Consider the following 24,633-nt stretch of genomic DNA (forward strand, 5'->3'; position numbering starts at 1 on the left):
CGAGCGCCGCGCGGGCGGCGCTCGATCTAACAGGCAATAAAAAACTATCGACGTACAGCTGTCAGCCCCAATCAAATCAAGGCCCAGTCGCCAAAACCCCCATCCCCCCATACCGCCGCACAATCCGCTCGATCTCCCCCGACTGCTTCATCCTCACCAGCACCCGCAACAGCCCTTGTGTCGGTATCGCCGGGTCGTTGCGCACCATGCACCCCAGGTCCTGTTCCTCCAGCACCGCCAGCACCTGCAATCGCTGCTCGGCGGGCAAGCCGTGGTTGAACCACTGCAGCGAGAGCTGGTTGCTCACCGCATGCCGGTAGCGCCCGGCGTGCAACTTCTGCAGCACCAGCTGCTGGCTGCGGCTGTCCTCACGCCGCAGGTGACCTTGGTCCAGCAGCGGTTGCAAGGTCGAGTACGTGTAGCCCAGCACCGTTCCGATGGCCTGAGGCGGCAGTTGCTCCGGGGGCATAGGGCTGCTGTCGCCAACGCGCCCCACCAGCACGTCGCGCTGGTGGATCAGCGGGATGCTCCACACGTAATCCCCTGGTCGCTCATTGAGCCATTGAGTGCTGACGTAGCAACGCACATCGATATCGCCGCTGCTCATGGCCTCTTCCAGGCGCAAGCGGGCCATGACGTGGTACTCGGGGCGTGCGCCCACTTCCTTGGCAACGGCCTGTATGAGGTCGTAAAGCAACCCCTCCACGGGCTGATCGCCTTCGATGCGTACCAGTGGCATGCTCCAGCTCTCGGCCACAGAGAAGCGCAGCACAGGCTGGTCAGCCAGGCTGTGGGTGGTCCAGAGCAACAGCAGGGCCAGTAAACTTCGCAAAGGCGTATCCTCCCTGAACAACGCGCCTGCCTCACAGCTTAGACGACTCACGCAGGGTGCAATTTTGCCCCCGCTCCGCTAGCATTAGCGATCTTCCGCTCTATCAGGCTACGATGGTTTTTCGATGAGTTATCAGGTTCTTGCACGTAAATGGCGTCCGCGCTCGTTCCGCGAAATGGTCGGCCAGGCCCATGTGCTGAAGGCCTTGATCAATGCCTTGGACAATCAGCGCCTGCACCACGCCTACCTGTTCACCGGTACCCGGGGCGTGGGCAAGACCACCATCGCCCGTATTATCGCCAAGTGCCTGAACTGCGAGACCGGCATCACCTCCACGCCGTGCGGCACCTGTTCGGTGTGCCGTGAAATCGATGAAGGCCGTTTCGTCGACCTGATCGAGATCGACGCCGCCAGCCGCACCAAGGTCGAAGACACCCGTGAACTGCTGGACAACGTGCAGTACGCCCCGAGCCGTGGGCGCTTCAAGGTCTATCTGATCGACGAAGTGCACATGCTCTCGACGCACTCGTTCAACGCCTTGCTCAAGACGCTGGAAGAGCCGCCGCCCTACGTCAAGTTCATCCTCGCCACCACCGACCCGCAGAAGCTGCCGGCCACCATCCTGTCGCGCTGCCTGCAGTTCTCTCTGAAGAACATGACCCCGGAAAGGGTGGTTGAGCACCTCAGCCACGTACTGGCGGCCGAAAACGTGCCGTTCGAGCCGGATGCCCTGTGGCTACTGGGCCGTGCGGCTGATGGCTCGATGCGTGACGCCATGAGCCTTACCGACCAGGCCATCGCCTTTGGCGAAGGCAAGGTGCTGGCCGCCGATGTGCGGGCAATGCTTGGCAGCCTTGATCACGGCCAGGTCTACGGTGTGTTGCAGGCGTTGCTCGAAGGCGATGCCCGGGCCTTGCTGGAAGCCGTGCGCAGCCTGGCCGAGCAGGGCCCGGACTGGGCTGGCGTGCTGGCCGAGATGCTTAACGTATTGCACCGTGTGGCCATTGCTCAGGCGCTGCCGGAAGCGGTGGACAACGGCCAGGGCGACCGGGAGCGGGTACTGGCGCTGGCTACGGCGTTGCCGGCCGAGGATGTGCAGTTCTATTACCAGATGGGCCTGATCGGCCGCCGGGACCTGCCGTTGGCGCCGGACCCGCGTGGTGGCTTCGAGATGGTCCTGCTGCGCATGCTGGCGTTCCGCCCTGCCGACACCGACGACGCGCCGAAACCGGTGCTAAAGCCAGTGGGGATCAGCCAGGCCACAGCTGATCCTGCAGCGAAGGTGGCAGCCTCGGCGTCGACCGAGCCCTCATCGTCTATCGCCGCCGTGCCGGCAGAGCCCGTGGCGGCCGCCCCGCAGCTGGAGGTGCCTGCACCTGCGGTAGCTGACCATGAGCCGGAGGCCGAGCCAGACCTCGAGCTGCAGGCCGAGATCGAGGCCATTTCCGTACCTGAGCCTGTCGCGGAGGTTGTCGACCTGCCGTGGGAAGAGCCGGCAGATGCGCCCGCGCCGGTAGCGGCTGAATCTGCGGCTGTGCCCACACCCACACCCGCACCCGAGACTGCTGCCCCGGCGCACGACGATGTACCTCCGTTCGACCCATCCGCCTACACCGATGTTGGCATGGACCGCGACGATGAGCCGCCGTTGGACGAAGATTATTACGGCGGTGAAAGCGACCCGGTGGGTTTCAGCTACCTGGACGAGTTGGCCGAACATGTTCAGGAAGACGTGTCCAAGCCCGCTGCCGAACCGCTGCCAGCCGCCAGGCCGGCCACCGGGCTGGCCCTGCAATGGCTGGAATTATTCCCGCAGTTGCCTGTGTCCGGGATGACAGGCAACATCGCGGCAAACTGTACGCTGATTGCCGCTGATGGCGACGATTGGCTGCTGCACCTGGATCCTGGCCAGGGTGCGCTGTTCAACACGACCCAGCAGCGGCGCTTGAACGATGCGCTCAACCAGCACCTGGGGCGCACACTTAACCTGCGCATCGAGCTGATTCTGCCCGAGCAGGAAACCCCGGCCCAGGCCGCGTCGCGCAGGCGCGCAGAGCGCCAGCAGGACGCGGTGACTTCGATTGAGCAGGATCCGTTGATCCAGCAGATGATCAAGTTGTTCGGTGCCAAGGTGCGGCAGGATACTATTGAGCCTGTAGAGGCCCTGGCCAAACAGGGCCAGTAACGGATAACCATGCGGCTGGCCCTGCGCCGGGCCGCATCACACGACCCAATCGAGGTATACCCCATGATGAAAGGTGGCATGGCCGGCCTGATGAAGCAGGCCCAGCAGATGCAGGAAAAAATGCAGAAAATGCAGGAAGAGCTGGCCAACGCCGAAGTCACCGGCCAGTCCGGTGGCGGCCTGGTTAGCGTGGTGATGACCGGTCGTCACGACGTCAAGCGCGTCAGCATCGACCAGAGCCTGATGTCGACTGAAGAAGACGACAAGGAAGTGCTGGAAGACTTGATCGCCGCCGCACTGAACGATGCCGTGCGCAAGATCGAGCAGAGCAGCCAGGACAAGATGGGCGGCATGACCGCCGGCATGCAACTGCCGCCGGGCTTCAAGATGCCGTTCTAAGGGCATTGCGATACTGAAACCGCCGCTGATACCAGCGGCGGTTTTTTTTTGGAGAAATTCCAACCCGGCCGTGGTCTGTTTTTGTGGGAGCAGAGAGCTGATTTGACGCCGCTGCCCACGCTGGGTATAAACCGCCTCTTATTGATTTGTCAGGCCATCCCCATGAGCTTCAGCCCCCTCATCCGCCAACTGATCGACGGCCTGCGCATCCTGCCAGGTGTCGGCCAGAAAACCGCCCAGCGCATGGCCCTGCAACTGCTGGAGCGTGACCGCAGCGGCGGCATGCGCCTGGCTCAGGCCCTGACCCAGGCCATGGAAGGGGTTGGCCATTGCCGGCAGTGCCGCACCCTCACCGAGCAGGAACTGTGCCCGCAATGCGCGGACGTGCGCCGTGACGATACCCAGCTGTGCGTGGTCGAGGGGCCAGTGGATGTGTATGCGGTGGAGCAGACTGGCTACCGTGGCCGCTACTTTGTGCTCAAGGGCCACCTGTCGCCGCTGGACGGCCTGGGGCCGGAGGCGATCGGCATTCCGCAGCTGATGGCACGCATCGAGGAGCAGGGCACATTCACCGAGGTGATTCTGGCGACCAACCCGACGGTGGAAGGCGAGGCGACGGCGCATTACATTGCGCAGTTGCTGAACGAGAAGGGGCTGGTGGCGTCGCGGATTGCCCATGGTGTGCCGTTGGGCGGTGAGCTGGAGATGGTCGATGGTGGGACTTTGGCCCATGCCTTCGCGGGGCGTCGGCCGATTTCGCTCTGATCCATTGGGGCTGCTTTGCAGCCCATCGCCGGCAAGCCAGCTCCCACAGATTGCCACAGGCCTCAAACTAGCGCTGTACCTGTGGGAGCTGGCTTGCCGGCGATGGGGCGCAAAGCGCCCCCAAGAACTCAGTATTCGCTGAGGGAAAACTCGGTCAGGCAGAAGGTCGGCACACCCGCCGCCTGCAGCCGGCGCGAGCCGTCGAGCTCCGGCAGGTCAATGATCGCCGCCGCTTCGAACACCTGGGCCCCGGTACGACGCACCAGGTTGGCCGCCGCCAGCAGCGTACCGCCAGTGGCAATCAGGTCATCGAAGATCAACACCGAATCGCCTTCGCACAGGCTGTCGGCATGCACTTCCAGGAAAGCTTCGCCGTACTCGGTCTGATAACCCTCGCTCAGTACGTCAGCCGGCAGCTTGCCCTGCTTGCGGAACAGGATCAGCGGCTTGTTCAGCTGGTGGGCAATGATCGAGCCGATCAGGAAGCCCCGCGCGTCCATGGCACCAATGTGGCTGAACTCAGCCTCGACATAGCGCTCGATGAACTGGTCGGCCACATAGCGCAGCCCGCGCGGCGATTGGAACAGCGGGGTGATGTCGCGAAAGATCACGCCCGGTTTGGGGAAGTCAACTACCGGGCGGATCAGGGCTTTGAGGTCGAAGGCGTCGCTGTACATTGTTGCGGGTATCCTGGGAAAACGAATGCCAAAGTATACCCGCTAAACGCAGGCCTCAGGCTTCCATTGCGCCACCGGCCAGCGCACACAGCTGGATCGGGTCGAGGATGTGCACTTCCTTGCCTTCGGCACGCAGCAGGCCGTTTTGCTGGAAGCGCGTGAACACCCGCGACACGGTTTCCACCGCCAGGCCCAGGTAGTTGCCTATTTCGTTGCGCGACATACTCAGGCGGAACTGGTTGGCCGAGTAGCCACGGGCGCGGAAGCGTGCGGACAGGTTGACCAGGAAGGTGGCAATGCGCTCGTCTGCGGTTTTTTTCGACAGCAGCAGCATCATTTGCTGGTCGTCGCGGATTTCCCGGCTCATTACCCGCATCAGCTGGCGACGTAGCTGTGGCAGTTGCACCGACAGCTCATCAAGCCGCTCGAAAGGGATTTCGCACACCGAAGTGGTTTCCTGCGCCTGGGCCGATACCGGGTAGGTTTCGGTGTCCATGCCCGACAGGCCGACCAGTTCGCTGGGCAGGTGGAAGCCGGTGATCTGCTCTTCGCCGCTGTCGCTGAGGCTGAAGGTTTTAAGGGCGCCGGAGCGTACTGCATAGACCGAGCCGAAACTGTCACCCTGGCGGAACAGGAACTCGCCTTTTTTCAGCGGTCGTCCACGCTTGACGATTTCATCCAGTGCATCCATGTCGTCCAGGTTCAGCGACAGTGGCAGGCACAGGGGGGCCAGGCTGCAATCCTTGCAATGGGCCTGGTTGTGTGGGCGCAGTTTGACTGGCTCGGACATTTCAATCGATCCTTGTGGGAAAGCACACATAAGTCGTAAGGGTAACCCACGACAGAGGGTGTAGGCCAGCGTGCGCGTTGATGGTGCGCCCTGGCGAAACCCCGGCAGGCGTTCTGCCGGGAGTTTTTGTGTGCCCATAGTGTGCCTGGCAAGGAGCCTTGTCCATGCGGTTGAACGTCTCGGTTTTCAGATAACCCGCGAGAAACGCTGGCGGTTGTGCATCGCCAGATAGGCGTCGAACACCATGCACACCGAGCGCGCCAACAGGCGGCCGGCCGGGAGGATGCGGATGCCCTTGTCGTCCAGGCTGATCAGGCCATCGCGCTGCAAGGTCAGCAGCTCTGGCCAGATATCGTTGAAATAGCCGCGAAAATCGATGGTGAAGGCCTGCTCGATCGGTTCGAAGTCCAGCTCGAAATGGCAGATCAGTTGCTGGATCACTGCCCGGCGCACACGGTCGTCGTGATTGCACAGCAGGCCGCGTTGAGTGGCCAGTTGGGCGTTGGACAGGCTGTCCTGGTAGGTGTTGAGGTCGCTGCTGTTCTGGCAATACAGGTCGCCGATCTGGCTGATGGACGACACGCCCAGGCCGATCAGGTCGCAGTGCCCGTGGGTGGTGTAACCCTGGAAGTTGCGCTGCAAGGTGCCTTCTTCCTGGGCGATGGCCAGTTCGTCGTCCGGCAGGGCGAAGTGGTCCATGCCGATGTAGCGGTAGCCGGCGGCGGTCAACTGGTCGATGGTGGCGTGCAGCATCTCCAGCTTGGCGGCCGGGCTGGGCAAGTCGTTGTTGTCGATGCGCCGCTGGGGCATGAAACGCTCGGGCAGGTGGGCGTAGTTGAACACCGACAGGCGGTCGGGCTGCAGGCGGATCACTTCTTCGACGGTGCGCGCAAAGCCTTCCGGGGTTTGCTTGGGCAGGCCGTAGATCAGGTCCAGGTTGACCGAGCGGAACTGCAACGTGCGCGCAGCCTCGATCAGTGTGCGGGTCTGTTCCAGGCTCTGCAGGCGGTTGACCGCGCGCTGCACGGCCGGGTCGAGGTCTTGCACGCCCAGGCTGACGCGGTTGAACCCCAGCTCGCGCAGCAGGCCCATGGTCGACCAGTCGGCCTCGCGGGGGTCGATCTCGATGCCGTAGTCGCCCGAGTCGTCGTCCAGCAGGTGGAAGTGCTGGCGCAGGGTGGCCATCAGCTGGCGCAGTTCCACGTGGCTGAGGAAAGTGGGCGTGCCGCCGCCGAAATGCAGTTGTTCAACACGCTGCTTGGGGCCCAGGTGGCAGGCGACCAGCTGGATTTCCTGCTCCAGGCGCTGCAGGTAGGGCGCGGCGCGAGCGCGGTCTTTGGTGATCACCTTGTTGCAGGCGCAGTAGTAGCAGATGTTGGCGCAGAACGGCACGTGCACGTACAGCGACAGCGGGCGCACGGCCCGGCGGCTCTCGCGCAGGGCGTGGAGCAGGTCGAACGAGCCCACCTCGCTGTGCAGTTGCACGGCGGTCGGGTAGGAGGTGTAGCGTGGCCCGGCCAGATCGTAGCGGCGGATCAGGTCGGTATCCCAACGAATGTCGTCGAGCATGTGGGCGGTCCCCGGAAAGAGCAGCAGTGCACCGGAGTCTATGGCTGTCTGTAGGAATCTGTTTTGATTTGCATCAAGGGGAATCGGCAGTGCGATCGGGGGCCGCTGTGCGGCCCAATCGCCGGCAAGCCAGCTCCCACAGGGGCCGTGCAAGTCTCAAGTCTTGTGCAATACCTGTGGGAGCTGGCTTGCCGGCGATTGGGCTGCGCAGCAGCCCCATTCAATGCCCCATCAACCAGTGCTGGTGGGGCCCAGGCAGGGTCCAGACGCCAAACAACATCACCAGCACCCCGCCAGCCACCCGCACACTGCGCCGCCTCAACAAGGCATTCACCCGCTCCGCCGCCAACCCGGTGGCCAGCAGCACCGGCCAGGTCCCGGCCCCGAATGCCAGCATCAACGCCGCGCTGTACCCGGCGTTGCCCTGGCTGGCCGCCCACAACAGCGTGCTGTACACCAGCCCGCACGGAAGCCACCCCCACAGCGCCCCCAGCAGCAACGCCCGGGGCAGGCTGGACACTGGCAACAAGCGCGAGGCCACCGGCTGGATATGCCGCCACAGCCCGCGCCCCAGGGCTTCGATGCGGGTCAGCCCGCTCCACCAGCCGGCCAGGTAGAGGCCCATGGCGATCAACAACAGCGCTGCCACCACCCTCAGTCCCAGGGCGGCCGGGCTGCTGGCCACGGCCCAGCCGGCCAGGCCAAGCAGCAGGCCGGCGCAGGCATAGCTGAGGATGCGCCCGAGGTTGTACGCCAGCAGCAGGCGCAGGCGCTTGCCACGTTGCTCGGGGGGAATGGCCAGGGTCAGCGCGCCCATCAGGCCGCCGCACATGCCCAGGCAGTGGCCGCCGCCAAGCAGGCCAAGGACCAGTGCCGAGCCAAGCAGGGGAAGCAGGTCAGGCACGGGGTGGTGGTTCCTTGTCGGCGTCGGCCGGGGTGTCGTCAGGCTTCACCGCAGCCTGGTGGCGCGGGTCCTGGTCGTCAAACAGAATGCTGTGGGCGGGGCCTTCAAGGTCGTCGTACTGGCCGCTATCCACCGCCCAGAAGAATATGTATACGGCCACGCCGACCAGCAGCAGGGCTGCGGGGATCATGACATAGAGGGCGGGCATGACGGCTTCCTCCCGGGCAGGGGTGCTTCGGTTTTCGGCAGGCTCGATGCCAGCGGCATGCGGGTCAGGCGCAGGGCGTTGAGCACGACGATCAACGAGCTGACCGACATGCCGATGGCCGCCCATACCGGCGTGATCCAGCCGAGCGCGGCAAACGGCAACATCAGGCCATTATACAGCGTGGCCCACAGCAGGTTTTCGAGGATGTTGCGGCGGGTGCGGCGCGCCAGCTCGAAGGCCTGTACGAGGGCCTGCAGGCGGTTGGACAGCAGCACGGCATCGGCGCTGGTCTTTGCAAGGTCGGTGGCGCTGCCCATGGCGATGCTGATGTCGGCTGCGGCCAGCACCGGCACGTCGTTGACCCCGTCGCCGAGCATAAGCACCTTGCGCCCGGCCGCCTGCAGCGCCTTCAGCCGGTCCAGCTTGTCGTCCGGGCGCAGGCCGCCAATGGCTTGGTCAATGCCCAGTTGCGCCGCCACTTCGGCAACCATCGGCGAGCTGTCGCCCGACAGCAGCAGCGTCCGCCAGCCGCGGGCCTTGCAGGCCGCGAGCAGGGCCGGGGCGTCGTCGCGCAGGCGGTCGTCCAGGCCAAACCAGGCCAGCGGGCCCAGGCGGTCACCCAGCAGCAGCCATTGGCCGCGTGGTTCCGGCACGCCGGGTATTTCCGCACCACTCAAGGCGCAGACGAAAGTGGCCTGGCCAATGCGCAGGCGCTGGCCGTCGACCAGCCCTTCCAGCCCTAGCCCGGGCACGGTCTGCACATCTTCGGCAGGCGTGGCAGTGCGGCCGAAGGCGCGGGCAATGGGGTGTTCGGAGCGGTTTTCCAGTGCGGCGGCCAGGGCCAGGCAGCGGTCGGCGGCCTGGCTGCCGAGCGGGCGGATGCTGCGCAAGGTCAGGCGGCCCTCGGTCAGTGTGCCGGTCTTGTCGAAAATCACCGTGTCGATCTGGTTCAGGCCTTCCAGTACATGGCCGCGGGTGATCAGCAGGCCGAGTTTGTGCAGGGTGCCGGTGGCAGCGGTCAGCGCCGTTGGCGTGGCCAGCGACAGTGCGCAAGGGCAGGTGGCCACCAGCATTGCCAGCACGATCCAGAACGCCCGTGCCGGGTCCAGGTACCACCACCACAGGCCGATGACCACGGCAGCCAGCAGCGAGAACAGCAGGAACCACTGCGAGGCCCGGTCGGCGATTTCGGCCAGGCGCGGTTTTTCGGTCTGGGCGCGTTCCAGCAGGCGGACGATGGCCGAAAGCCGCGAATCGTGGCCCAGCGCTTCGACTTCCACGTTCAGCGTGCTTTCGACGTTCAGCGTGCCGCCGGTGACTCGCTCACCCACCCGGCGCGGTTGTGGCAGATATTCGCCGGTCAGCAACGACTCGTCGACGCTGGAGCGGCCTTCGACGATTCGCCCGTCGGCGGGGATCACCGCGCCGGGCAGCACCTGTACCGTGTCACCGCAGTGCAGCTCGCTGAGCAGGATGCGTTCGCTGCAGCCAAAAGCGTCCAGGCGCAGGCACGAGGCCGGCAGCAGGTTGACCAGCTGCGCGGTAGCTGCGGCGGTGCGCTCACGGGCGCGGCGCTCCAGGTAGCGGCCGGTCAGCAGGAACAGGGCGAACATCCCCACCGTGTCGAAGTACAGCTCGCCGCTGCCGGTGATGGCTGTCCAGATGCCGGCACCGAAAGCCAGGGCGATGGCCAGCGACACCGAAACGTCCATGGTCAGGTGGCGGGTGCGCAAGTCGCGCGCCGCGCCCTTGAAGAACGGCGTGCAGCTGTAGAACACAATGGGGATGGTCAGGAACAGTGCCACCCAGCGCAGGATGGTGTGCAGTTCGGGTGACAGGTCGATGTTGAATTCTGGCCAGGTGGCCATGGTCGCCATCATCGCCTGGAACCACAGCAGCCCGGCCACGCCCAGGCGGCGCAGGGCGCTGCGGTTCTCGCGGGCCAGTTGCTCGGCGGCCTGGTCGGGCTGGTAGGGGTGGGCGGCGTAGCCGATCTGGCGCAACTCGGCGAGCAGGCGCGAGAGCGGCAGTTGCTTGTCGTCCCAACTCAGCAGCAGGCGGTGGTTGGACAGGTTCAGGCGGGCCTCGGCGACGCCGGGCAGGTTGCGCAGGTGCTTTTCGATCAGCCAGCCGCAGGCGGCGCAGCTGATGCCCTCGACCAGCAGGGTGGTTTCGGCCAGCTCGCCCAGGTGGCGGACGAAGGTTTGCTGCACGTCGCTACGGTCGTACAGGGCCAGTTCGTCTTGCAACTGTTTGGGCAGGGCCTCGGGGTTGGCGCTGTTGTCGCTGCGGTGCTGGTAGTAGTGCTCCAGGCCACCGGCGACGATCGACTCGGCCACCGCCTGGCAGCCGGGGCAGCAGAACTGCCGCGGCTGGCCGAGGACCACGGCGTTGAAGCGGCTGCCGGCGGGGACGGGCAGGGCGCAGTGGTAGCAGGGGGTGGGTTGGGTCATAAGGCAAGCACTGCTCAGGCAGGTGGGAAACCTTGTGGGAGCGGGCATGCCCGCGAAAGCGTCAGGCCTGAAAACACCTTTGCCTGAGCTGTCGCATTCGCGGGCATGCCCGCTCCCACAGGGATTTTCGGTGTTGCTATTGTTGGTGCTCGGCACCTTGCAGGGCTTCATCGCCAAGTTGCAAGGTCACACCATGCTCCACTTTTTCCTCTTCAAACAAGCGCCACACCTTGCCACCTTCGCTGCCCAGCAATTCGACGAAGCGCCGGCCGTCAACCTTGTCTTCCAGCTGCCCCACATAGCGCCCTGAGTCGACCCGGCTCAGCAGCACCCTGCGGTCCTTTTCTGGCTGGGTGGGCGAAATCAGGTTCAGCTCCAGGTTTTGTGGGCCACTGCTGCCGCTCAGCCGCAAGTCCACTTCGCCGGTCAGCTCGTCCAGGTGCACGCTGGCCTTCAGGCTCAGTTGCTGGGCCAGCAGCTCGCGGTCCAGCGAGCGGTTGATGCCCTTGCCAGCCTCGTAGTAGTTGTCGTTCACCAGGTTGTCCGGGTTGTTCACGGCGATGCTGACCATGCTCAGGCTCAGGCACACCGAGGTGGTGAGGATACCGATGATGATCCAGGGCCAGAGGTGCTTGTACCAGGGGTCGACGGCGGTGGCAGCCATTGTGCGTAATCTCTCTTAGCGGATCTGTGGGCCGATGAAGCGGCTCTTGGCTTCAACCTCGGCGTCGCTGTCGTCAGCGCTCTTGAGGATGAAGGTGATTTCGTTGGTGGTCGATGGTAGTTTTTCAGGGGCGACCGACAGCTGCACAGGCAGGCTGACGATATCACCGGCAGCCACGCGGATCTCGCGCTGGCCTTCAAGCTTGAGGTCCGGCAGGCCGGCGGCGTCGAGCACGTAGACGTGGTCGCGCTGGTCCTTGTTCATCACTTTCAGGCTGTACACGTTCTCGATCCGGCCCTGAGCGTTCTCGCGGTACAGCACGCGGTCCTTGCTCACATCGAAGCCGACCAGCGAGCGGGTGGCGAAGGCGGTGGCCAGGCCGATGATCATCACCAGCAGCACCGCCGCATAGCCGATCAGGCGCGGGCGCAGCATGTGGGTTTTCTGCCCGGAGAGGTTGTGTTCGGTGGTGTAGCTGATCAGCCCTTTGGGGTAGTTCATCTTCTCCATGATGCTGTCGCAGGCGTCGATGCAGGCCGCGCAGCCGATGCACTCGATCTGCAGGCCGTCGCGGATGTCGATGCCGGTGGGGCAGACCTGCACGCACATGGTGCAGTCGATGCAGTCACCCAGGCCCTGGGCCTTGTAGTCGGCATCTTTTTTTCGTGGCCCGCGGGTTTCGCCACGGCGCGGGTCGTAGGACACGATCAGCGTGTCCTTGTCGAACATCACGCTCTGAAAGCGTGCGTAGGGGCACATGTACACGCACACCTGTTCGCGCAGCCAGCCGGCGTTGCCGTAGGTGGCAAGGGTGAAGAAACCGACCCAGAAGTAGGCCCAGCCATCGGCCTGGCCTGTGAAGAATTCGATGGCCAGTTCGCGGATGGGCGAGAAATAGCCGACAAAGGTCATGCCGGTGACGAAACCGATCAGCAGCCACAGGCTGTGCTTGGCGAATTTGCGCAGGAACTTGTTGCCGCTCATGGGGGCTTTGTCGAGCTTCATGCGTTGGTTGCGGTCGCCTTCGGTGACCTTTTCGCACCACATGAAAATCCACGTCCACACGCTTTGCGGGCAGGTGTAGCCGCACCACACCCGGCCTGCGTATACGGTGACGAAGAACAGGCCGAAAGCGGCGACGATCAGGATGCCCGACAGCAGGATGAAGTCCTGCGGCCAGATGGTGGCGCCGAAGATGTAGAACTTGCGTTCGGGCAGGTTCCACCATACGGCCTGGTGGCCGCCCCAGTTCAGCCACACGGTGCCGAAGTACAGCAGAAACAGCACTGCACCACCGACTATGCGCAGGCGGCGGAACAGGCCGGTGAAGGCGCGGGTGTAAATCTTGTCGCGGGAGGCGTAGAGGTCGACGGAATCCTTCCCTTTGCTGGCAGGCGGGGTGACGTCATGTACCGGAATTTGCTTGCTCATCATCTAGTCCCACGGCAGTGGAGAAACGCCGCGGCCAGTGCGTGCCGGCCGCAGTCTCGCGCAATCTGCTAGCGCTCTGCGGTCCATGATACGCCGGTGATAGCGGTATGGGTTCGCACTGCGACCTTTTGTCGCGTTGGGTTCGTGGTGTGAATCGTGTTATGGCGGGTGTCAATTGATCCAGGTCATCAGCCTGCCAGAAATGCAGGGCTGTACCGGCCTCTTCGCGGCTAAAGCCGCTCCCACAGGGATCGCATTATCATGTGGGAGCGGCTTTAGCCGCGAAAGGGCCAGGCCTGCTTACTCAGCCTTGGCCTGCTCCTGGTCCTTGTGCGACAGGCTATAAACATAAGCCGCCAGCAAGTGGACCTTGTCATTACCCTGCAGCTGCTCCTGTGCCGGCATCTGCCCCTGGCGGCCATAACGGATGGTTTGCTGCAACTGGGCAAAGCTGGACCCGTAGATGAACGCCTGCGGGTGGGTCAGGTTAGGCGCGCCCATGGCGGGTGTGCCTTTGCCTTCTGGCCCGTGGCAGGCCACGCAGTTGGCGGCGAAGATCTTCTGCCCGTTCTCGGAATCCGCCTTGGCGCCCTCCGGCAGCGTGCGCCCATCGAGCTTGCTGACCACGAACGCTGCCACATCGGCCACGCCCTGGTCACCGATCACCTCGGCCCAGGCCGGCATCACCCCGTGGCGGCCGCCCATGATGGTGGTCTTGATGGTGTCCGGCTCGCCGCCCCAGCGCCAGTCGTTGTCGGTCAGGTTGGGGAAACCGAAGGCACCCTTGGCGTCCGAACCGTGACACACCGAGCAGTTCGAGGCGAACAGCCGTGCGCCCATCTTCAGCGCCTGAGGGTCTTTGGCCACGTCCTCGATGGGCATGGCGGCGAACTTGGCGAAGATCGGCCCGAAGCGGGCGTCGGCCTTGGCCATTTCCTTTTCCCACTCGTGCACGCCGGTCCAGCCTGGCTGGCCGTTGGAAAACTCGGTCTGCTTGTCGGTATCCAGGTACGAGTAGCCCGGCAGGATGCCTTTCCAGTTGCCCAGGCCCGGGTACAGCACCAGGTAGCCGAGGGCGAAAATGATGGTGCCCACGAACAGCCAGAACCACCATTTCGGCAGTGGGTTGTCGTATTCCTCGATGCCATCGAAGGCATGCCCGACAGTTTCGTCGGTGACCTCTTCGCGCTGGCCCTTGCGGGTCGACAGCAGCAGCCAGGTCAACGAGAAGATGGTGCCCAGGGTCAGGACGGTAACGTACAGACTCCAGAAGGTTGTCATTGTTTTTTGCTCCCAGAAGCTTTTGCTTGCTCAACGTGCCGGGTGGCTTCGGGGTCATCCGCGAAGGGCAGTTGGGTCGCTTCGTCGAAGTCCTTTTTGCGCCGTGGGTTGAACACCCACAGCGCAAGGCCCACGAAGGCCACCATCACCACGACGGTGCCCAGGCCGCGAATCATCCCGATATCCATCAGCGTCACCGTTTGCTTTTGATGATGGTGCCAAGACCCTGCAGGTACGCGACGAGGGCGTCCATTTCGGTCTTGCCCTTGACCGCGTCACGCGCGCCGGCAATATCGGCATCGGTGTACGGGGTACCGAGTGTGCGCAGCACCTCCAGCTTTTTCGCGGTGTCCTTGCCATCGAGCTTGTTCTCGACCAGCCACGGGTAGGACGGCATCTTCGATTCCGGTACCACGTTGCGCGGGTTGTACAGGTGCGCGCGGTGCCAGTCATCGGAGTAGCGACCACCGACGCGGGCCAGGTCTGGCCCGGTGCGTTTGGAGCCCCACAGGAACGGGTGGTCCCACACGCTTTCGCCAGCTACCGAGTAGTGGCCGTAGCGCTCGGTTTCGGCGCGGAACGGGCGGATCATCTGCGAATGGCAGCCCACGCAGCCTTCACGGATATAGACATCGCGGCCTTCGACTTCCAGCGCGGTGCGCGGCTTCATGCCTTCGACCGGCTTGTTGGTGACGTCCTGGAAAAACAGCGGGACGATCTGGGTCAGGCCACCGACGCTCACGGCGATGACCATGAAGAAGGCCAGCAGGCCTATGTTCTTCTCGACGGCTTCATGCTTCATCAGTGCGCTCCCACAACGACAATCTTGGCGGCTTCCTCAGCCTGTACCGGGTTGGCTGCACGTACGGTACGGAACACGTTGTAGGCCATCAGCAACATGCCGCTGGCGAAGAACGCACCGCCCAGGGCGCGGACGATATAGCCAGGGTGGCTGGCTTGCAGGGCTTCGACGAAGGAGTAGGTGAGGGTGCCGTCATCGTTGATCGCGCGCCACATCAGGCCCTGGGTGATGCCGTTGACCCACATCGAGGCGATGTACAGCACGGTGCCGATGGTGGCCAGCCAGAAGTGCGCGTTGATCAGGCCGATGCTGTGCATCTGCTCGCGACCGTAGAGTTTCGGGATCATGTGGTACACGGCGCCGATCGAGATCATTGCCACCCAGCCGAGCGCGCCGGCATGCACGTGGCCGATGGTCCAGTCGGTGTAGTGCGACAGCGAGTTCACGGTCTTGATGGCCATCATCGGGCCTTCAAAGGTGGACATGCCGTAGAACGCCAGTGATACCACCAAAAAGCGCAGGATCGGGTCGGTGCGCAGTTTGTGCCAGGCACCGGACAGGGTCATCATGCCGTTGATCATGCCGCCCCAGCTTGGCGCCAGCAGGATGATCGACATCACCATGCCCAGCGACTGCGCCCAGTCGGGCAGGGCGGTGTAATGCAGGTGGTGCGGGCCGGCCCAGATGTACAAGGTGATCAGCGCCCAGAAGTGCACGATCGACAGGCGATACGAGTAGATCGGCCGTTCGGCCTGCTTGGGCACGAAGTAGTACATCATCCCCAGGAAGCCGGTGGTGAGAAAGAAGCCCACCGCGTTGTGGCCGTACCACCACTGGATCATCGCGTCGGTGGCGCCGGCGTAGGCCGAGTACGACTTGAACAGGCTGACCGGCAGCGAGATGTGGTTGACGATATGCAGCATCGCGGTGACCACGATGAAGGCACCGTAGAACCAGTTACCGACATAGATGTGCTTGGTCTTGCGCTTGACGATGGTGCCGAAGAACACCAGCCCGTAGGTGACCCAGACGATGGCCAGCAGGATCGCCAGCGGCCACTCGAGCTCGGCGTATTCCTTGGTGGTGGTGTAGCCCATCGGCAGGGTGATCAGCGCACCGACGATCACCGCCTGCCAACCCCAGAAGGTGAAGGCGGCCATGCTGTCGGAGATCAGCCGGGTCTGGCAGGTGCGCTGCACCACGTAGTAGCTGGTGCCGAACAGCGCACAGCCTCCGAAGGCGAAGATCACCAGGTTGGTGTGCAGCGGTCGCAGGCGGCCGAAGCTGGTCCAGGGCAGGTCCAGGTTCAGTTGTGGCCATACCAGCTGCGAGGCGATGAAGACGCCGACGCCCATGCCAACGATCCCCCATACCACCGTCATGATGGCGAACTGGCGGACCACCTTATAGTTATAAGCAGTCGGACTGATTGCTGTGCTCATTCTAAGGTTCCACGGTTTTAATGTTCTTGTTGGTCGAAAAATCGGCGCCAGTATTGATAACCACCCGGGTTACCGCAACGCAACTTTGGTACGCCGACCCGTGTCCGGGCCCGTTCACTGATGTCCCGCAGTGATCGGGTCTGAACGATTGTACACAAATAAATATTTGTAATGTGTACCGTTTTTCACCTTTTTCTGATCGATCGGTCAGGCTTTTATCGGGACGGCGACAGGCTATGCGCCGCGTCTGCTTCGGTCCTTTCGGAGCGAAGCCCACTGAGGCAACAAGCTTAGTTCTGTTCGGAGGGGGTGCAAGGAGGGGGTAGAGCGGGGAGGGGGCCGCAAAGCGGCCCCGGGGTACTACTTGGAGGTCACCGTTTCAGCAGTGCTATCCTGCGACAGGCTGTACACATAGGCTGCCAGCAGGTGCACCTTGTCGTTGCCCTGGATATCGGCCTGTGCCGGCATCTGCCCTTGGCGACCATAACGAATGGTCTGTTGCAGTTGGGCAAAGCTGGTCCCGTAGATGAACGCCTGCGGGTGGGTCAGGTCTGGCGCACCCATGGCCGGGGTGCCCTTGCCCTCAGGCCCGTGGCAGGCCACGCAGTTACTGGCGAAAATCTCCTCGCCCTTGGCGGCGTCGGCCTTCGCCCCTTCCGGCAAGGTACGGCCATCGAGGTTGGTGAGCACGAACGCGGCCACATCCGCCACGCCCTGCTCGCCGATTACTTCGGCCCAGGCCGGCATCACGCCGTGGCGCCCGTTCATGATCGAGGCCTTGATGGTTTCCGCCTCGCCGCCCCAGCGCCAGTCGTTGTCGGTGAGGTTGGGGAAGCCGAAGGCGCCCTTGGCATCCGAGCCATGGCACACCGAGCAGTTGGAGGCGAACAGGCGGCCGCCCATTTTCAACGCCTGTGGGTCCTTGGCAACCTCTTCCACGGGCATGGCAGCGTACTTGGCAAAGATCGGCCCGAATCTGGCGTCGGCCTTGTCCATTTCCTTTTGCCATTCGTTAACGCCGGTCCAGCCATTTTCATAGCCCGGCAGAATGCCTTTCCAGTTGCCCAGGCCCGGGTAGAGGATCAGGTAACCGACCGAGAACACCAAGGTGCCAACGAACAGCCAGAACCACCACTTGGGCAGCGGATTGTCGTACTCCTCGATGCCATCGAAGCTGTGGCCCATGGTCTGGTCAGTGCTGTTTTTGCTCTCGCCCTTGCGGGTGGCGAGCAGCAGCCAGGTCAGGCCGATCAGGCTACCGATGGTCAGTACGCTGATATACGTACTCCAGAAGGTGGTCATTGCCCGTTACTCCTTGCAGCAGTCGTGGCAGCAGGTTCCTGCCCGGCAGGGGGCAGGCGGTCGTCGACGAAGGGCAGCAGGCGCGCTTCGGCGAAATCACGGTCGCGGCGGCGGTTGAATACCCACAGCGAGAGGCCGATGAAGGCGATCATGACCACCAGGGTGCCCAAGCCGCGGATCATGCCGATGTCCATTTCCATCGCACTCACCTCTTGTTCTTGATCGCGGTGCCGAGCACCTGCAGGTAGGCGACCAGCGCATCCATCTCGGTCTTGCCCTTGACCGCGTCGCGGGCGCCGGCAATGTCGTCGTCGGTGTATGGCACGCCCAGGGTGCGCAGGGTGCGCAGCTTGACGTCGGTGTGGCTGTTGTCGACCTGCTGGGCGACCAGCCACGGGTACGACGGCATCTTCGACTCCGGCACTACGTTGCGCGGGTTGTACAGGTGCGCGCGGTGCCAGTCGTCCGAGTAGCGGCCACCGACCCGGGCCAGGTCCGGCCCGGTGCGCTTGGAGCCCCACAGGAACGGGTGGTCCCACACGCTTTCACCGGCCACCGAGTAGTGGCCGTAGCGCTCGGTTTCGGCGCGGAACGGGCGGATCATTTGCGAGTGGCAGCCCACGCAGCCTTCGCGTATGTAGATATCGCGGCCTTCCAGTTGCAGCGCGGTGTAGGGCTTCATGCCTTCCACCGGCTTGTTGGTAACGTCCTGAAAGAACAGCGGGACGATTTGGGTCAGGCCGCCGATACTGACGGCGAACACCATCAGCAGGGCCATCAGGCCAACGTTTTTCTCGATGACTTCATGTTTCATCAGGCGGTTCTCCTCAAGCCAGCTGGGCGTTCGCAGGGGCGACATCGAGCGCCGGCGAACGCACGGTGCGCCAGGTGTTCCAGGCCATCAGGAACATGCCGCTGAGGAAGATCGCACCCCCGACGAAGCGCACGACGAAGCCGGGGTGGCTGGCCACCAGGGTTTCCACGAACGAGTAGGTCAGCGTGCCGTCGCTGTTCACTGCCCGCCACATCAGGCCCTGGGCGATGCCGTTGACCCACATCGAGGCGATGTACAAAACGGTGCCGATGGTGGCAAGCCAGAAGTGCGCGTTGATCAGGCCAAGGCTGTACATACGTTCTTTGCCGAACACTTTGGGAATGGTGTGGTACAGCGCGCCGATCGAGATCATCGCCACCCAGCCAAGGGCGCCGGCATGCACGTGGCCGATGGTCCAGTCGGTGTAGTGGGACAGGGCGTTGACCGTCTTGATGGCCATCATCGGGCCTTCGAAGGTGGACATGCCGTAGAACGCCAGCGACACCACCAAAAAGCGCAGGATCGGGTCGCTGCGCAGTTTGTGCCAGGCGCCCGAGAGGGTCATCATGCCGTTGATCATGCCGCCCCAGCTGGGTGCCAGCAGGATCAGCGACATCACCATGCCCAGCGACTGCGCCCAGTCGGGCAGGGCGGTGTAGTGCAGGTGGTGGGGGCCTGCCCAGATGTACAGGGTGATCAGCGCCCAGAAGTGCACGATCGACAGGCGATAGGAATAAACCGGGCGCTCGGCTTGCTTGGGCACGTAGTAGTACATCATCCCCAGGAAGCCGGCGGTGAGGAAGAAGCCCACCGCGTTGTGGCCGTACCACCACTGCACCATGGCATCGGTGGCGCCGGCGTACACCGAGTACGACTTGGTCAGGCTGACCGGCAGTTCCAGGTTGTTGACGATGTGCAGCAGCGCCACGGTGAGGATGAAGGCACCGAAGAACCAGTTACCCACGTAGATGTGCTTGGTGTTGCGCTTCATCAGCGTGCCGAAGAACACGATGGCGTAGCCCACCCAGACGATGGTGATCAGGATGTCGATCGGCCATTCCAGTTCGGCATATTCCTTGGAGCTGGTGTAGCCCAGCGGCAGGCTGATGGCCGCCAGCAGGATCACCAGTTGCCAGCCCCAGAAGGTGAACGCGGCCAGGCGCGGAGCAAACAGGGTGGTCTGGCAGGTGCGTTGCACCGAATAATAGGAGGTAGCGAACAGCGCGCAGCCGCCGAAAGCGAAGATCACCGCATTGGTATGCAGGGGGCGCAGGCGGCCGAAGCTGGTCCAGGGGAGGTCGAAGTTGAGGGAAGGCCAGGCGAGCTGGGCGGCGATGAAGACGCCGAGCCCCATCCCGACGATTCCCCACACCACCGTCATGATGGCGAATTGGCGGACCACCTTGTAGTTATAGGCGGTACTGCTGGTTGTGTTCATGTATGGGTTCCCATCCACGGTTATTTGGCAGGCTTTACAGCGAGGCAAGCATGATTAATGGGCAAAGTGCCGGTATTGACGGGGATCAATGGGCGAAGGTCGGAAATGTCCCAGGCTTGCGCTGCGATCTTCCACAGGTTCAAGGCAAGGACGACTACAAGGGCTGCCTGATCCTGGCCCACGGCGCAGGTGCGCCAATGGACAGCGGGTTCATGGACGAAATGGCGCAAAGGCTTGCGGCGCTTGGGGTCGCGGTAGTGCGCTTCGAGTTCCCGTACATGGCCGAGCGCAGGGTTACCGGCGGCAAACGGCCGCCGAACCCGCAGAAGGTGCTGCTGGAATGCTGGCGCGAGGTCTACCGGCAGGTGCGACCTTTGGTCGCGGGTAAGCTGGCCGTGGGCGGCAAGTCTATGGGCGGACGCATGGCGAGCCTGTTGGCCGACGAGTTGGGTGCGGATTCGCTGGTGTGCCTGGGTTATCCGTTCTACGCGGCGGGCAAGCCCGAGAAACCAAGGGTCGAGCACCTGGCCGAACTGAAGACGCCGACGCTGATCGTGCAGGGCGAGCGCGATGCGCTGGGCAATCGTGAGGCGGTGGCGGGGTATACGTTGTCGCCAGCGATCGAGGTGAGCTGGCTAGTGGCGGGGGACCATGATCTGAAACCGTTGAAGGCTTCGGGGTTCAGTCATGCGCAGCATATGCAGGCGGCGGCTGAAAGGGTTGCAAACTTCTTGGCTGGCTGATTTTTGTAGGAGCGGCCTTGTGTCGCGAAAGGGCCGCATAGCGGCCCCGGCAATTCAGGCTGCGAAGCTGAGGCCTTGGGGCCGCTTCGCAGCCCTTTCGCGACGCAAGGCCGCTCCTACAATGAGCGTGCCAATAGCCAAAAGTTAGTCGCGGTACTCGCACAGGTAGGCGGTATCCACTGCCACTTTCAGCTGGAACTTGCTGTCGGCGGCAACATTGAACTTGTCACCTGCATTGAAAGTTTCCCAGTTGTCGCTACCCGGCAGTTTCACGGTCAGCGCGCCCGATACCACGTGCATGATCTCGCGCTTGGCCGTGCCGAACTCGTATTCGCCCGGGGCCATGACGCCGACAGTGGCCGGGCCTTCTTCGCCCGCAAATGCGATCGACTTTACGGTGCCGTTGAAGTACTCATTGACCTGGAACATGGGCGACTCCTGAAAAAGGGGGGGTGAAAAAGGGCTGGCCAGTATGCCCAAGCCCACAGGCCTCGTCATCTGCTTTCAGGGGCTGTCGGCGGGCAGGCTCAACGGCAACAGCCGCGCGGTGTTGCGCGCATCTTCCAGGGCCCGGTGCTGCTGCCCGCAAAAGTGCATGCCGGCCAGTTGCAGGGCACCGTTCAGTCCAGCGGGGCGCTGCAGGTGGCGGGCCTTGGCAAAGCGTTGCTTGAGGTTGATGTGCGCCAATGTGCGCAGCAGGCTGTCGAGCCCGTGCAACTGCCACTCCTGATGCAGCTGCTGGCGGTCATAGTCGCCCCAGCTGACCCAGGCCTGCAGCTGCTCACGGTGCTGCCCGAGCCAGTGCTCGAAGCTTGCCCACACCTCGCGAAACGGCGCAGCGCCGTCCACGTCGGCCTGGCTGATGTGGGTCAGCTCGCGGCAGAACGGGGTCAGCTGTGGCCGCCGCCGTGGCCGCACGAAACGCTGAAAGTGGTCGATCTCGCGGCCTTCGCGGGTGACCAGGCTTGCGCCAATTTCAATGACTTCCATCTCTGTGACCGGCCATCCACCGTCGTCGGTGGTGGCTTCCAGGTCGATCACCAACCAATGGCCCATACCAGGCTCCCTTGCAGATCCTGCTAGAGCGTAGCCAAACTCCGCGCATACGGCACCCCCTGGCATTTTGCCTCTTGCTTTGGCGCAAAGAGCAGGCACCAGCAGTTGTGCCGCATCCGGAAAACGCCTAGCTTAGGCGAACCCAGGCATGAACCGTGATGAGCGTCCGTCTTGACTCCAGCACCCGGCCTCAAGGCCTTGTCCACCCTGATGTTGCTGGCCGTGTATTGGCTGGCGGTGCCAGCATGGGCTGCCGACGCCGTCGAAGTGAAGATTGGTGCGGCGCATTTCCCGCCCTACACGGTGCGCCCTGAACAAGGGGCCGACACCGGCCTGCTGCCGCAATTGGTCGACGCGCTCAACCGCTTGCAGCAGGGGTATCACTTTGTTTTGGTGCCCACTTCCATCCAGCGGCGTTTCGGTGACTTCCAGCAAGGGCGCACCGACATGGCGATTTTCGAGAACCCGCAATGGGGCTGGGAGCAGATTGCCCACCAGACCGTCGACATGGGCCTGGAGGATGCCGAAGTGTTCGTTGCCCGCCAGGCCAATGGCAGCGCTCCGCAATACTTCGACGATCTGCGCGGCAAACGTTTGGCTCTGTTCAACGGATATCACTATGCGTTCGCCCGCTTCAATTCCGACCCGGACTACCTGCGCACAACCTACAACGCGACCCTGACCTACTCGCACGACAGCAACCTGCTGATGGTCCAGGCCGGCCGCGCCGATATCGCCCTGGTCACGCGCTCCTACCTCAGCGATTTCCTGGCGCGCAACCCGGCCAGCAGGGCGCAGTTGGTGCCCTCACAACGCATCGACCAGGTCTATCACCACTACGCCCTGCTGCGCCCGGGGGCGCCTATCGGCGAGCAGTCGTTCGCCGGCCTGCTGCGTGACCTGCGTGACAGCGGTGAACTGGGCCGGATCTTCGAGCCCTACCGCATCACAGTGTCGGTCCCCCAGGACTAAATTCATGCGTCGCAGCAACGTTCTCAGCAGTGAGCCTCTTCTTCATTTTCGTGAGTCCAGCCCATGCCGTTCGATGCCGCTTCGCAGCCCCAGTCCCCGCCACGCTGGCGCAGCCTCAGTGCCGAGGAGGGTGACAGCTGGCTGAGCCTCACCCTCGAAGGCCGCCCCCTGATCCAGGTGCGCCTGGAGGCGGGTACTACCCTGCACGTTCATCTTGAACGTGTGTGTCCCGAGCGGCCTTATCAAGCCTTGTGGGCGGCCTGCTACTGGTTGCTGGCCCGCGACACGGCCTGCCAGCGCCTGGTCTGGCACTTGCCCGAGGTCCAGCCTCAGGCCCTGGCCAGCGGCTTGCTGTTGGTGGCCGAACAGCCCGGCCAGTACCTGTGCGAGCGGGCGTTGTTCTGGCAGTTGCCACAGCCATGGCTGGGTGAGGCGCTGGCTGCGGTGTATCCGCAGCAGATGCAGATCAGCAACGGCAAACGCCACCCGCGCCGCCCGCCCAAGCCCCGTGGTGAGGTGTACCGGCGCTTCGATGCGCGCCTGGGCAGTTGGGTGTCGCTGCGCACGCTGGAGATCGACCACGACCTGGAGCGCTTCAACCGCTGGCAGAACAATCCGCGGGTGGATGCGTTCTGGCAGGAGGGCGGCACGCTGGCGCAGCACCGCGAGTACCTGGGCAAGCTCGAGGCCGACCCGCACACCCTGACGCTGATCGGCTGCTTTGATGATGAGCCGTTTGCCTACTTCGAGGCGTACTGGGCCAAGGAAGATCGCATTGCGCCGTTTTACCCGGCCGATGACTACGACCGCGGTATTCACATGCTGGTGGGGGAGGAGAGCCATCGAGGGCCGCACAAGGTGGCCAGCTGGCTGTCAGCGCTGGTGCACTACCTGTTCCTGGATGACCCGCGTACCCAACGGGTAGTGGCCGAGCCGCGCGCCGACAACGGCAAGATGATTGGCTACATGCAGGACCAGTGCTTCCATTGCGACAAGGAGTTCGACTTCCCGCACAAGCGGGCGGCGCTGATGATTCTGGGACGGGAGCGGTTCTTCGATCGTTGCAAGTTGGCCTGAGGCCCACGGGGCCGCTCTGCGGCCCCAAGGATCTCAAATAATGACTCAGGCCTGCCGATTGGCGGTCTTGCGGCAATGCACCAAGGCATCGCGGATCATGAAGTTGACCAGCGTCGGCGACACCCCCAGCTCCTTGGCAATGTCCTTCTGTGGCACGCCATGCAGGCGGTACATCTCGAACGCATAGCGGGTACGCTGCGGCAGTTCGTTCAGCGCCTCGGCGATGTCGTCCAGCGCTGCAAGGTTGATGTGGGTAGCTTCGGGCGAGGCATTCTGGAGGACCACGTTCAGGCCTTCCTCTTCGGTGCCCGAATACTTCAGCTCCATCGCCTGCTTGCGGTAGTGGTCGATCGCCAGGTTGCGCACGATCTGGAACAGGTAGCTGAGCTGCGCCTTGAACGACGATGTGATCTGCGGGGCGGCGCTGAGCCGGAAGAAGGCGTCTTGCACCACATCCTCGGCGCGGGAGCGGCAGCCGGTAATGCGGGCAGCGATCTTGACCAGGATGCTGCGGTTGTCGACGAAGGCCTGGAGTAATGGTGAATCGCACTTACTTGTGGATAGTTGTTCCGCCATGGAAATCACCTTGTCACAGAGGGGAAAGGAAGCGCCCAAGGTGGGAAGCTTCCTACGACGTGCGACAAGCTATTCAGAATGATAATGATTGTCAAATACGAAACGTAATTAGTATCTGTATCTTTCAGTTCTAAGCCAACGGTGTGAAACCGTTCACTCCCCGGCCCACGTGGCACCCCACAATCCCCGCTAATTTCTGCCTTCGCCCATCCGTTCCCCTGTGTACATCCCCGGCCGCCAATCGCTGCCCGCC

General features: G+C 63.4%; 26 protein-coding genes. 6 read left to right on the top strand and 20 right to left on the bottom strand.

Annotation, left to right across the window (positions count from 1 at the left end):
• Window positions 1-76: 76 nt before the first annotated feature.
• The gene (locus P0Y58_10480; protein ID WEK32589.1) at window positions 77-832 is read right to left on the bottom strand and encodes an ABC transporter substrate-binding protein; all 756 of its coding nucleotides are present in this window, start codon (window positions 830-832) and stop codon (window positions 77-79) included.
• A 124-nt stretch (window positions 833-956) separates the two neighbouring features.
• Between P0Y58_10480 and dnaX the strand changes: the two genes are divergently transcribed.
• The 3 genes from dnaX (at window position 957) to recR (ending at window position 4,181) form a co-directional block, all read left to right on the top strand.
• A complete protein-coding gene (dnaX, locus tag P0Y58_10485) occupies window positions 957-3,017 on the top strand; it encodes a DNA polymerase III subunit gamma/tau (protein ID WEK32590.1) in 2,061 nt (686 codons plus the stop codon).
• A 63-nt stretch (window positions 3,018-3,080) separates the two neighbouring features.
• Entirely contained in the window at window positions 3,081-3,416 is a 336-nt protein-coding gene (locus P0Y58_10490) for a YbaB/EbfC family nucleoid-associated protein (protein WEK32591.1), read from the top strand.
• A 162-nt stretch (window positions 3,417-3,578) separates the two neighbouring features.
• Window positions 3,579-4,181 (top strand): recombination mediator RecR, encoded by a 603-nt coding sequence (gene recR, locus P0Y58_10495; protein ID WEK32592.1) that lies wholly within the window; start codon window positions 3,579-3,581, stop codon window positions 4,179-4,181.
• Window positions 4,182-4,309: 128 nt separating this feature from the next.
• Here recR and P0Y58_10500 read toward each other — a convergent pair whose 3' ends face one another.
• From P0Y58_10500 to ccoN (P0Y58_10575), 16 genes are all read right to left on the bottom strand, one after another.
• Window positions 4,310-4,858 carry an adenine phosphoribosyltransferase gene (locus tag P0Y58_10500; GenBank protein WEK32593.1) on the bottom strand — a complete coding sequence of 183 codons (549 nt, stop codon included), beginning with the start codon at window positions 4,856-4,858 and terminating at the stop codon, window positions 4,310-4,312.
• Window positions 4,859-4,913: 55 nt separating this feature from the next.
• Complete coding sequence (gene fnrA, locus P0Y58_10505; protein ID WEK32594.1) at window positions 4,914-5,648, bottom strand: Crp/Fnr family transcriptional regulator FnrA; 735 nt, start codon at window positions 5,646-5,648, stop codon at window positions 4,914-4,916.
• Between the two features lie 186 nt (window positions 5,649-5,834).
• Window positions 5,835-7,217 (bottom strand): oxygen-independent coproporphyrinogen III oxidase, encoded by a 1,383-nt coding sequence (hemN, locus tag P0Y58_10510; GenBank protein ID WEK32595.1) that lies wholly within the window; start codon window positions 7,215-7,217, stop codon window positions 5,835-5,837.
• Window positions 7,218-7,437: 220 nt separating this feature from the next.
• Complete coding sequence (locus P0Y58_10515; protein WEK32596.1) at window positions 7,438-8,121, bottom strand: sulfite exporter TauE/SafE family protein; 684 nt, start codon at window positions 8,119-8,121, stop codon at window positions 7,438-7,440.
• Entirely contained in the window at window positions 8,114-8,329 is a 216-nt protein-coding gene (ccoS, locus tag P0Y58_10520) for a cbb3-type cytochrome oxidase assembly protein CcoS (protein ID WEK32597.1), read from the bottom strand. Before ccoS ends, P0Y58_10515 begins: the two co-directional genes overlap by 8 nt.
• Complete coding sequence (locus P0Y58_10525) at window positions 8,308-10,782, bottom strand: heavy metal translocating P-type ATPase (GenBank protein ID WEK32598.1); 2,475 nt, start codon at window positions 10,780-10,782, stop codon at window positions 8,308-8,310. Before P0Y58_10525 ends, ccoS begins: the two co-directional genes overlap by 22 nt.
• A 136-nt stretch (window positions 10,783-10,918) precedes the next feature.
• Window positions 10,919-11,446 (bottom strand): FixH family protein, encoded by a 528-nt coding sequence (locus P0Y58_10530; GenBank protein WEK32599.1) that lies wholly within the window; start codon window positions 11,444-11,446, stop codon window positions 10,919-10,921.
• Window positions 11,447-11,461: 15 nt separating this feature from the next.
• Window positions 11,462-12,877: a cytochrome c oxidase accessory protein CcoG gene (gene ccoG, locus P0Y58_10535; GenBank protein ID WEK32600.1), complete on the bottom strand. Its 1,416-nt coding sequence runs from the start codon at window positions 12,875-12,877 to the stop codon at window positions 11,462-11,464.
• Window positions 12,878-13,177: 300 nt separating this feature from the next.
• The gene (gene ccoP / locus P0Y58_10540) at window positions 13,178-14,158 is read right to left on the bottom strand and encodes a cytochrome-c oxidase, cbb3-type subunit III (protein WEK32601.1); all 981 of its coding nucleotides are present in this window, start codon (window positions 14,156-14,158) and stop codon (window positions 13,178-13,180) included.
• Window positions 14,155-14,346 carry a CcoQ/FixQ family Cbb3-type cytochrome c oxidase assembly chaperone gene (locus P0Y58_10545; GenBank protein ID WEK32602.1) on the bottom strand — a complete coding sequence of 64 codons (192 nt, stop codon included), beginning with the start codon at window positions 14,344-14,346 and terminating at the stop codon, window positions 14,155-14,157. Before P0Y58_10545 ends, ccoP (P0Y58_10540) begins: the two co-directional genes overlap by 4 nt.
• Window positions 14,347-14,351: 5 nt before the next feature.
• The gene (gene ccoO / locus P0Y58_10550) at window positions 14,352-14,960 is read right to left on the bottom strand and encodes a cytochrome-c oxidase, cbb3-type subunit II (protein ID WEK32603.1); all 609 of its coding nucleotides are present in this window, start codon (window positions 14,958-14,960) and stop codon (window positions 14,352-14,354) included.
• Window positions 14,960-16,402 (bottom strand): cytochrome-c oxidase, cbb3-type subunit I, encoded by a 1,443-nt coding sequence (gene ccoN / locus P0Y58_10555; GenBank protein WEK32604.1) that lies wholly within the window; start codon window positions 16,400-16,402, stop codon window positions 14,960-14,962. Before ccoN (P0Y58_10555) ends, ccoO (P0Y58_10550) begins: the two co-directional genes overlap by 1 nt.
• A 360-nt stretch (window positions 16,403-16,762) precedes the next feature.
• Window positions 16,763-17,704: a cytochrome-c oxidase, cbb3-type subunit III gene (gene ccoP, locus P0Y58_10560; GenBank protein ID WEK32605.1), complete on the bottom strand. Its 942-nt coding sequence runs from the start codon at window positions 17,702-17,704 to the stop codon at window positions 16,763-16,765.
• Window positions 17,701-17,904, bottom strand: coding sequence for a cbb3-type cytochrome c oxidase subunit 3 (locus P0Y58_10565; GenBank protein ID WEK32606.1), 204 nt, complete (start codon window positions 17,902-17,904; stop codon window positions 17,701-17,703). The genes ccoP (P0Y58_10560) and P0Y58_10565 overlap by 4 nt, the downstream gene beginning before the upstream one ends.
• Before the next feature lie 5 nt (window positions 17,905-17,909).
• Window positions 17,910-18,518, bottom strand: a complete 609-nt coding sequence (gene ccoO / locus P0Y58_10570; protein ID WEK32607.1) for a cytochrome-c oxidase, cbb3-type subunit II — start codon at window positions 18,516-18,518, stop codon at window positions 17,910-17,912.
• Window positions 18,519-18,531: 13 nt separating this feature from the next.
• Complete coding sequence (gene ccoN / locus P0Y58_10575) at window positions 18,532-19,956, bottom strand: cytochrome-c oxidase, cbb3-type subunit I (GenBank protein ID WEK32608.1); 1,425 nt, start codon at window positions 19,954-19,956, stop codon at window positions 18,532-18,534.
• A 50-nt stretch (window positions 19,957-20,006) separates the two neighbouring features.
• Between ccoN (P0Y58_10575) and P0Y58_10580 the strand changes: the two genes are divergently transcribed.
• The gene (locus P0Y58_10580) at window positions 20,007-20,699 is read left to right on the top strand and encodes an alpha/beta hydrolase (protein WEK32609.1); all 693 of its coding nucleotides are present in this window, start codon (window positions 20,007-20,009) and stop codon (window positions 20,697-20,699) included.
• A gap of 144 nt (window positions 20,700-20,843) precedes the next feature.
• On the opposite strand, the gene P0Y58_10585 is transcribed toward P0Y58_10580, so the two are convergent.
• Window positions 20,844-21,128, bottom strand: coding sequence for a pyrimidine/purine nucleoside phosphorylase (locus P0Y58_10585; GenBank protein WEK32610.1), 285 nt, complete (start codon window positions 21,126-21,128; stop codon window positions 20,844-20,846).
• A gap of 75 nt (window positions 21,129-21,203) precedes the next feature.
• Complete coding sequence (locus P0Y58_10590) at window positions 21,204-21,755, bottom strand: exonuclease domain-containing protein (GenBank protein WEK32611.1); 552 nt, start codon at window positions 21,753-21,755, stop codon at window positions 21,204-21,206.
• 171 nt (window positions 21,756-21,926) lie between these two features.
• Between P0Y58_10590 and P0Y58_10595 the strand changes: the two genes are divergently transcribed.
• On the top strand, window positions 21,927-22,727 hold the full coding sequence (locus P0Y58_10595; protein ID WEK32612.1) for a transporter substrate-binding domain-containing protein: 801 nt from the start codon (window positions 21,927-21,929) through the stop codon (window positions 22,725-22,727).
• A 63-nt stretch (window positions 22,728-22,790) separates the two neighbouring features.
• The gene (locus P0Y58_10600; GenBank protein ID WEK32613.1) at window positions 22,791-23,804 is read left to right on the top strand and encodes a GNAT family N-acetyltransferase; all 1,014 of its coding nucleotides are present in this window, start codon (window positions 22,791-22,793) and stop codon (window positions 23,802-23,804) included.
• Window positions 23,805-23,849: 45 nt separating this feature from the next.
• Here P0Y58_10600 and P0Y58_10605 read toward each other — a convergent pair whose 3' ends face one another.
• Entirely contained in the window at window positions 23,850-24,380 is a 531-nt protein-coding gene (locus P0Y58_10605; protein ID WEK32614.1) for an RNA polymerase factor sigma-70, read from the bottom strand.
• Between the last annotated feature and the right edge of the window lie 253 nt (window positions 24,381-24,633).

The organism is Candidatus Pseudomonas phytovorans, from assembly GCA_029202525.1.
GTDB lineage: Bacteria > Pseudomonadota > Gammaproteobacteria > Pseudomonadales > Pseudomonadaceae > Aquipseudomonas > Aquipseudomonas phytovorans.

Coding starts and splice junctions, on each gene's coding strand:
- dnaX (WEK32590.1), top strand. CDS start 957: ATGAGTTATCAGGTTCTTGCACGTAAATGGCGTCCGCGCTCGTTCCGC.
- P0Y58_10490 (WEK32591.1), top strand. CDS start 3,081: ATGATGAAAGGTGGCATGGCCGGCCTGATGAAGCAGGCCCAGCAGATG.
- recR (WEK32592.1), top strand. CDS start 3,579: ATGAGCTTCAGCCCCCTCATCCGCCAACTGATCGACGGCCTGCGCATC.
- P0Y58_10500 (WEK32593.1), bottom strand. CDS start 4,858: ATGTACAGCGACGCCTTCGACCTCAAAGCCCTGATCCGCCCGGTAGTT.
- fnrA (WEK32594.1), bottom strand. CDS start 5,648: ATGTCCGAGCCAGTCAAACTGCGCCCACACAACCAGGCCCATTGCAAG.
- hemN (WEK32595.1), bottom strand. CDS start 7,217: ATGCTCGACGACATTCGTTGGGATACCGACCTGATCCGCCGCTACGAT.
- ccoS (WEK32597.1), bottom strand. CDS start 8,329: ATGCCCGCCCTCTATGTCATGATCCCCGCAGCCCTGCTGCTGGTCGGC.
- P0Y58_10525 (WEK32598.1), bottom strand. CDS start 10,782: ATGACCCAACCCACCCCCTGCTACCACTGCGCCCTGCCCGTCCCCGCC.
- P0Y58_10530 (WEK32599.1), bottom strand. CDS start 11,446: ATGGCTGCCACCGCCGTCGACCCCTGGTACAAGCACCTCTGGCCCTGG.
- ccoG (WEK32600.1), bottom strand. CDS start 12,877: ATGAGCAAGCAAATTCCGGTACATGACGTCACCCCGCCTGCCAGCAAA.
- ccoP (WEK32601.1), bottom strand. CDS start 14,158: ATGACAACCTTCTGGAGTCTGTACGTTACCGTCCTGACCCTGGGCACC.
- P0Y58_10545 (WEK32602.1), bottom strand. CDS start 14,346: ATGGATATCGGGATGATTCGCGGCCTGGGCACCGTCGTGGTGATGGTG.
- ccoO (WEK32603.1), bottom strand. CDS start 14,960: ATGAAGCATGAAGCCGTCGAGAAGAACATAGGCCTGCTGGCCTTCTTC.
- ccoN (WEK32604.1), bottom strand. CDS start 16,402: ATGAGCACAGCAATCAGTCCGACTGCTTATAACTATAAGGTGGTCCGC.
- ccoP (WEK32605.1), bottom strand. CDS start 17,704: ATGACCACCTTCTGGAGTACGTATATCAGCGTACTGACCATCGGTAGC.
- P0Y58_10565 (WEK32606.1), bottom strand. CDS start 17,904: ATGGAAATGGACATCGGCATGATCCGCGGCTTGGGCACCCTGGTGGTC.
- ccoO (WEK32607.1), bottom strand. CDS start 18,518: ATGAAACATGAAGTCATCGAGAAAAACGTTGGCCTGATGGCCCTGCTG.
- ccoN (WEK32608.1), bottom strand. CDS start 19,956: ATGAACACAACCAGCAGTACCGCCTATAACTACAAGGTGGTCCGCCAA.
- P0Y58_10580 (WEK32609.1), top strand. CDS start 20,007: ATGATTAATGGGCAAAGTGCCGGTATTGACGGGGATCAATGGGCGAAG.
- P0Y58_10585 (WEK32610.1), bottom strand. CDS start 21,128: ATGTTCCAGGTCAATGAGTACTTCAACGGCACCGTAAAGTCGATCGCA.
- P0Y58_10590 (WEK32611.1), bottom strand. CDS start 21,755: ATGGGCCATTGGTTGGTGATCGACCTGGAAGCCACCACCGACGACGGT.
- P0Y58_10600 (WEK32613.1), top strand. CDS start 22,791: ATGCCGTTCGATGCCGCTTCGCAGCCCCAGTCCCCGCCACGCTGGCGC.
- P0Y58_10605 (WEK32614.1), bottom strand. CDS start 24,380: ATGGCGGAACAACTATCCACAAGTAAGTGCGATTCACCATTACTCCAG.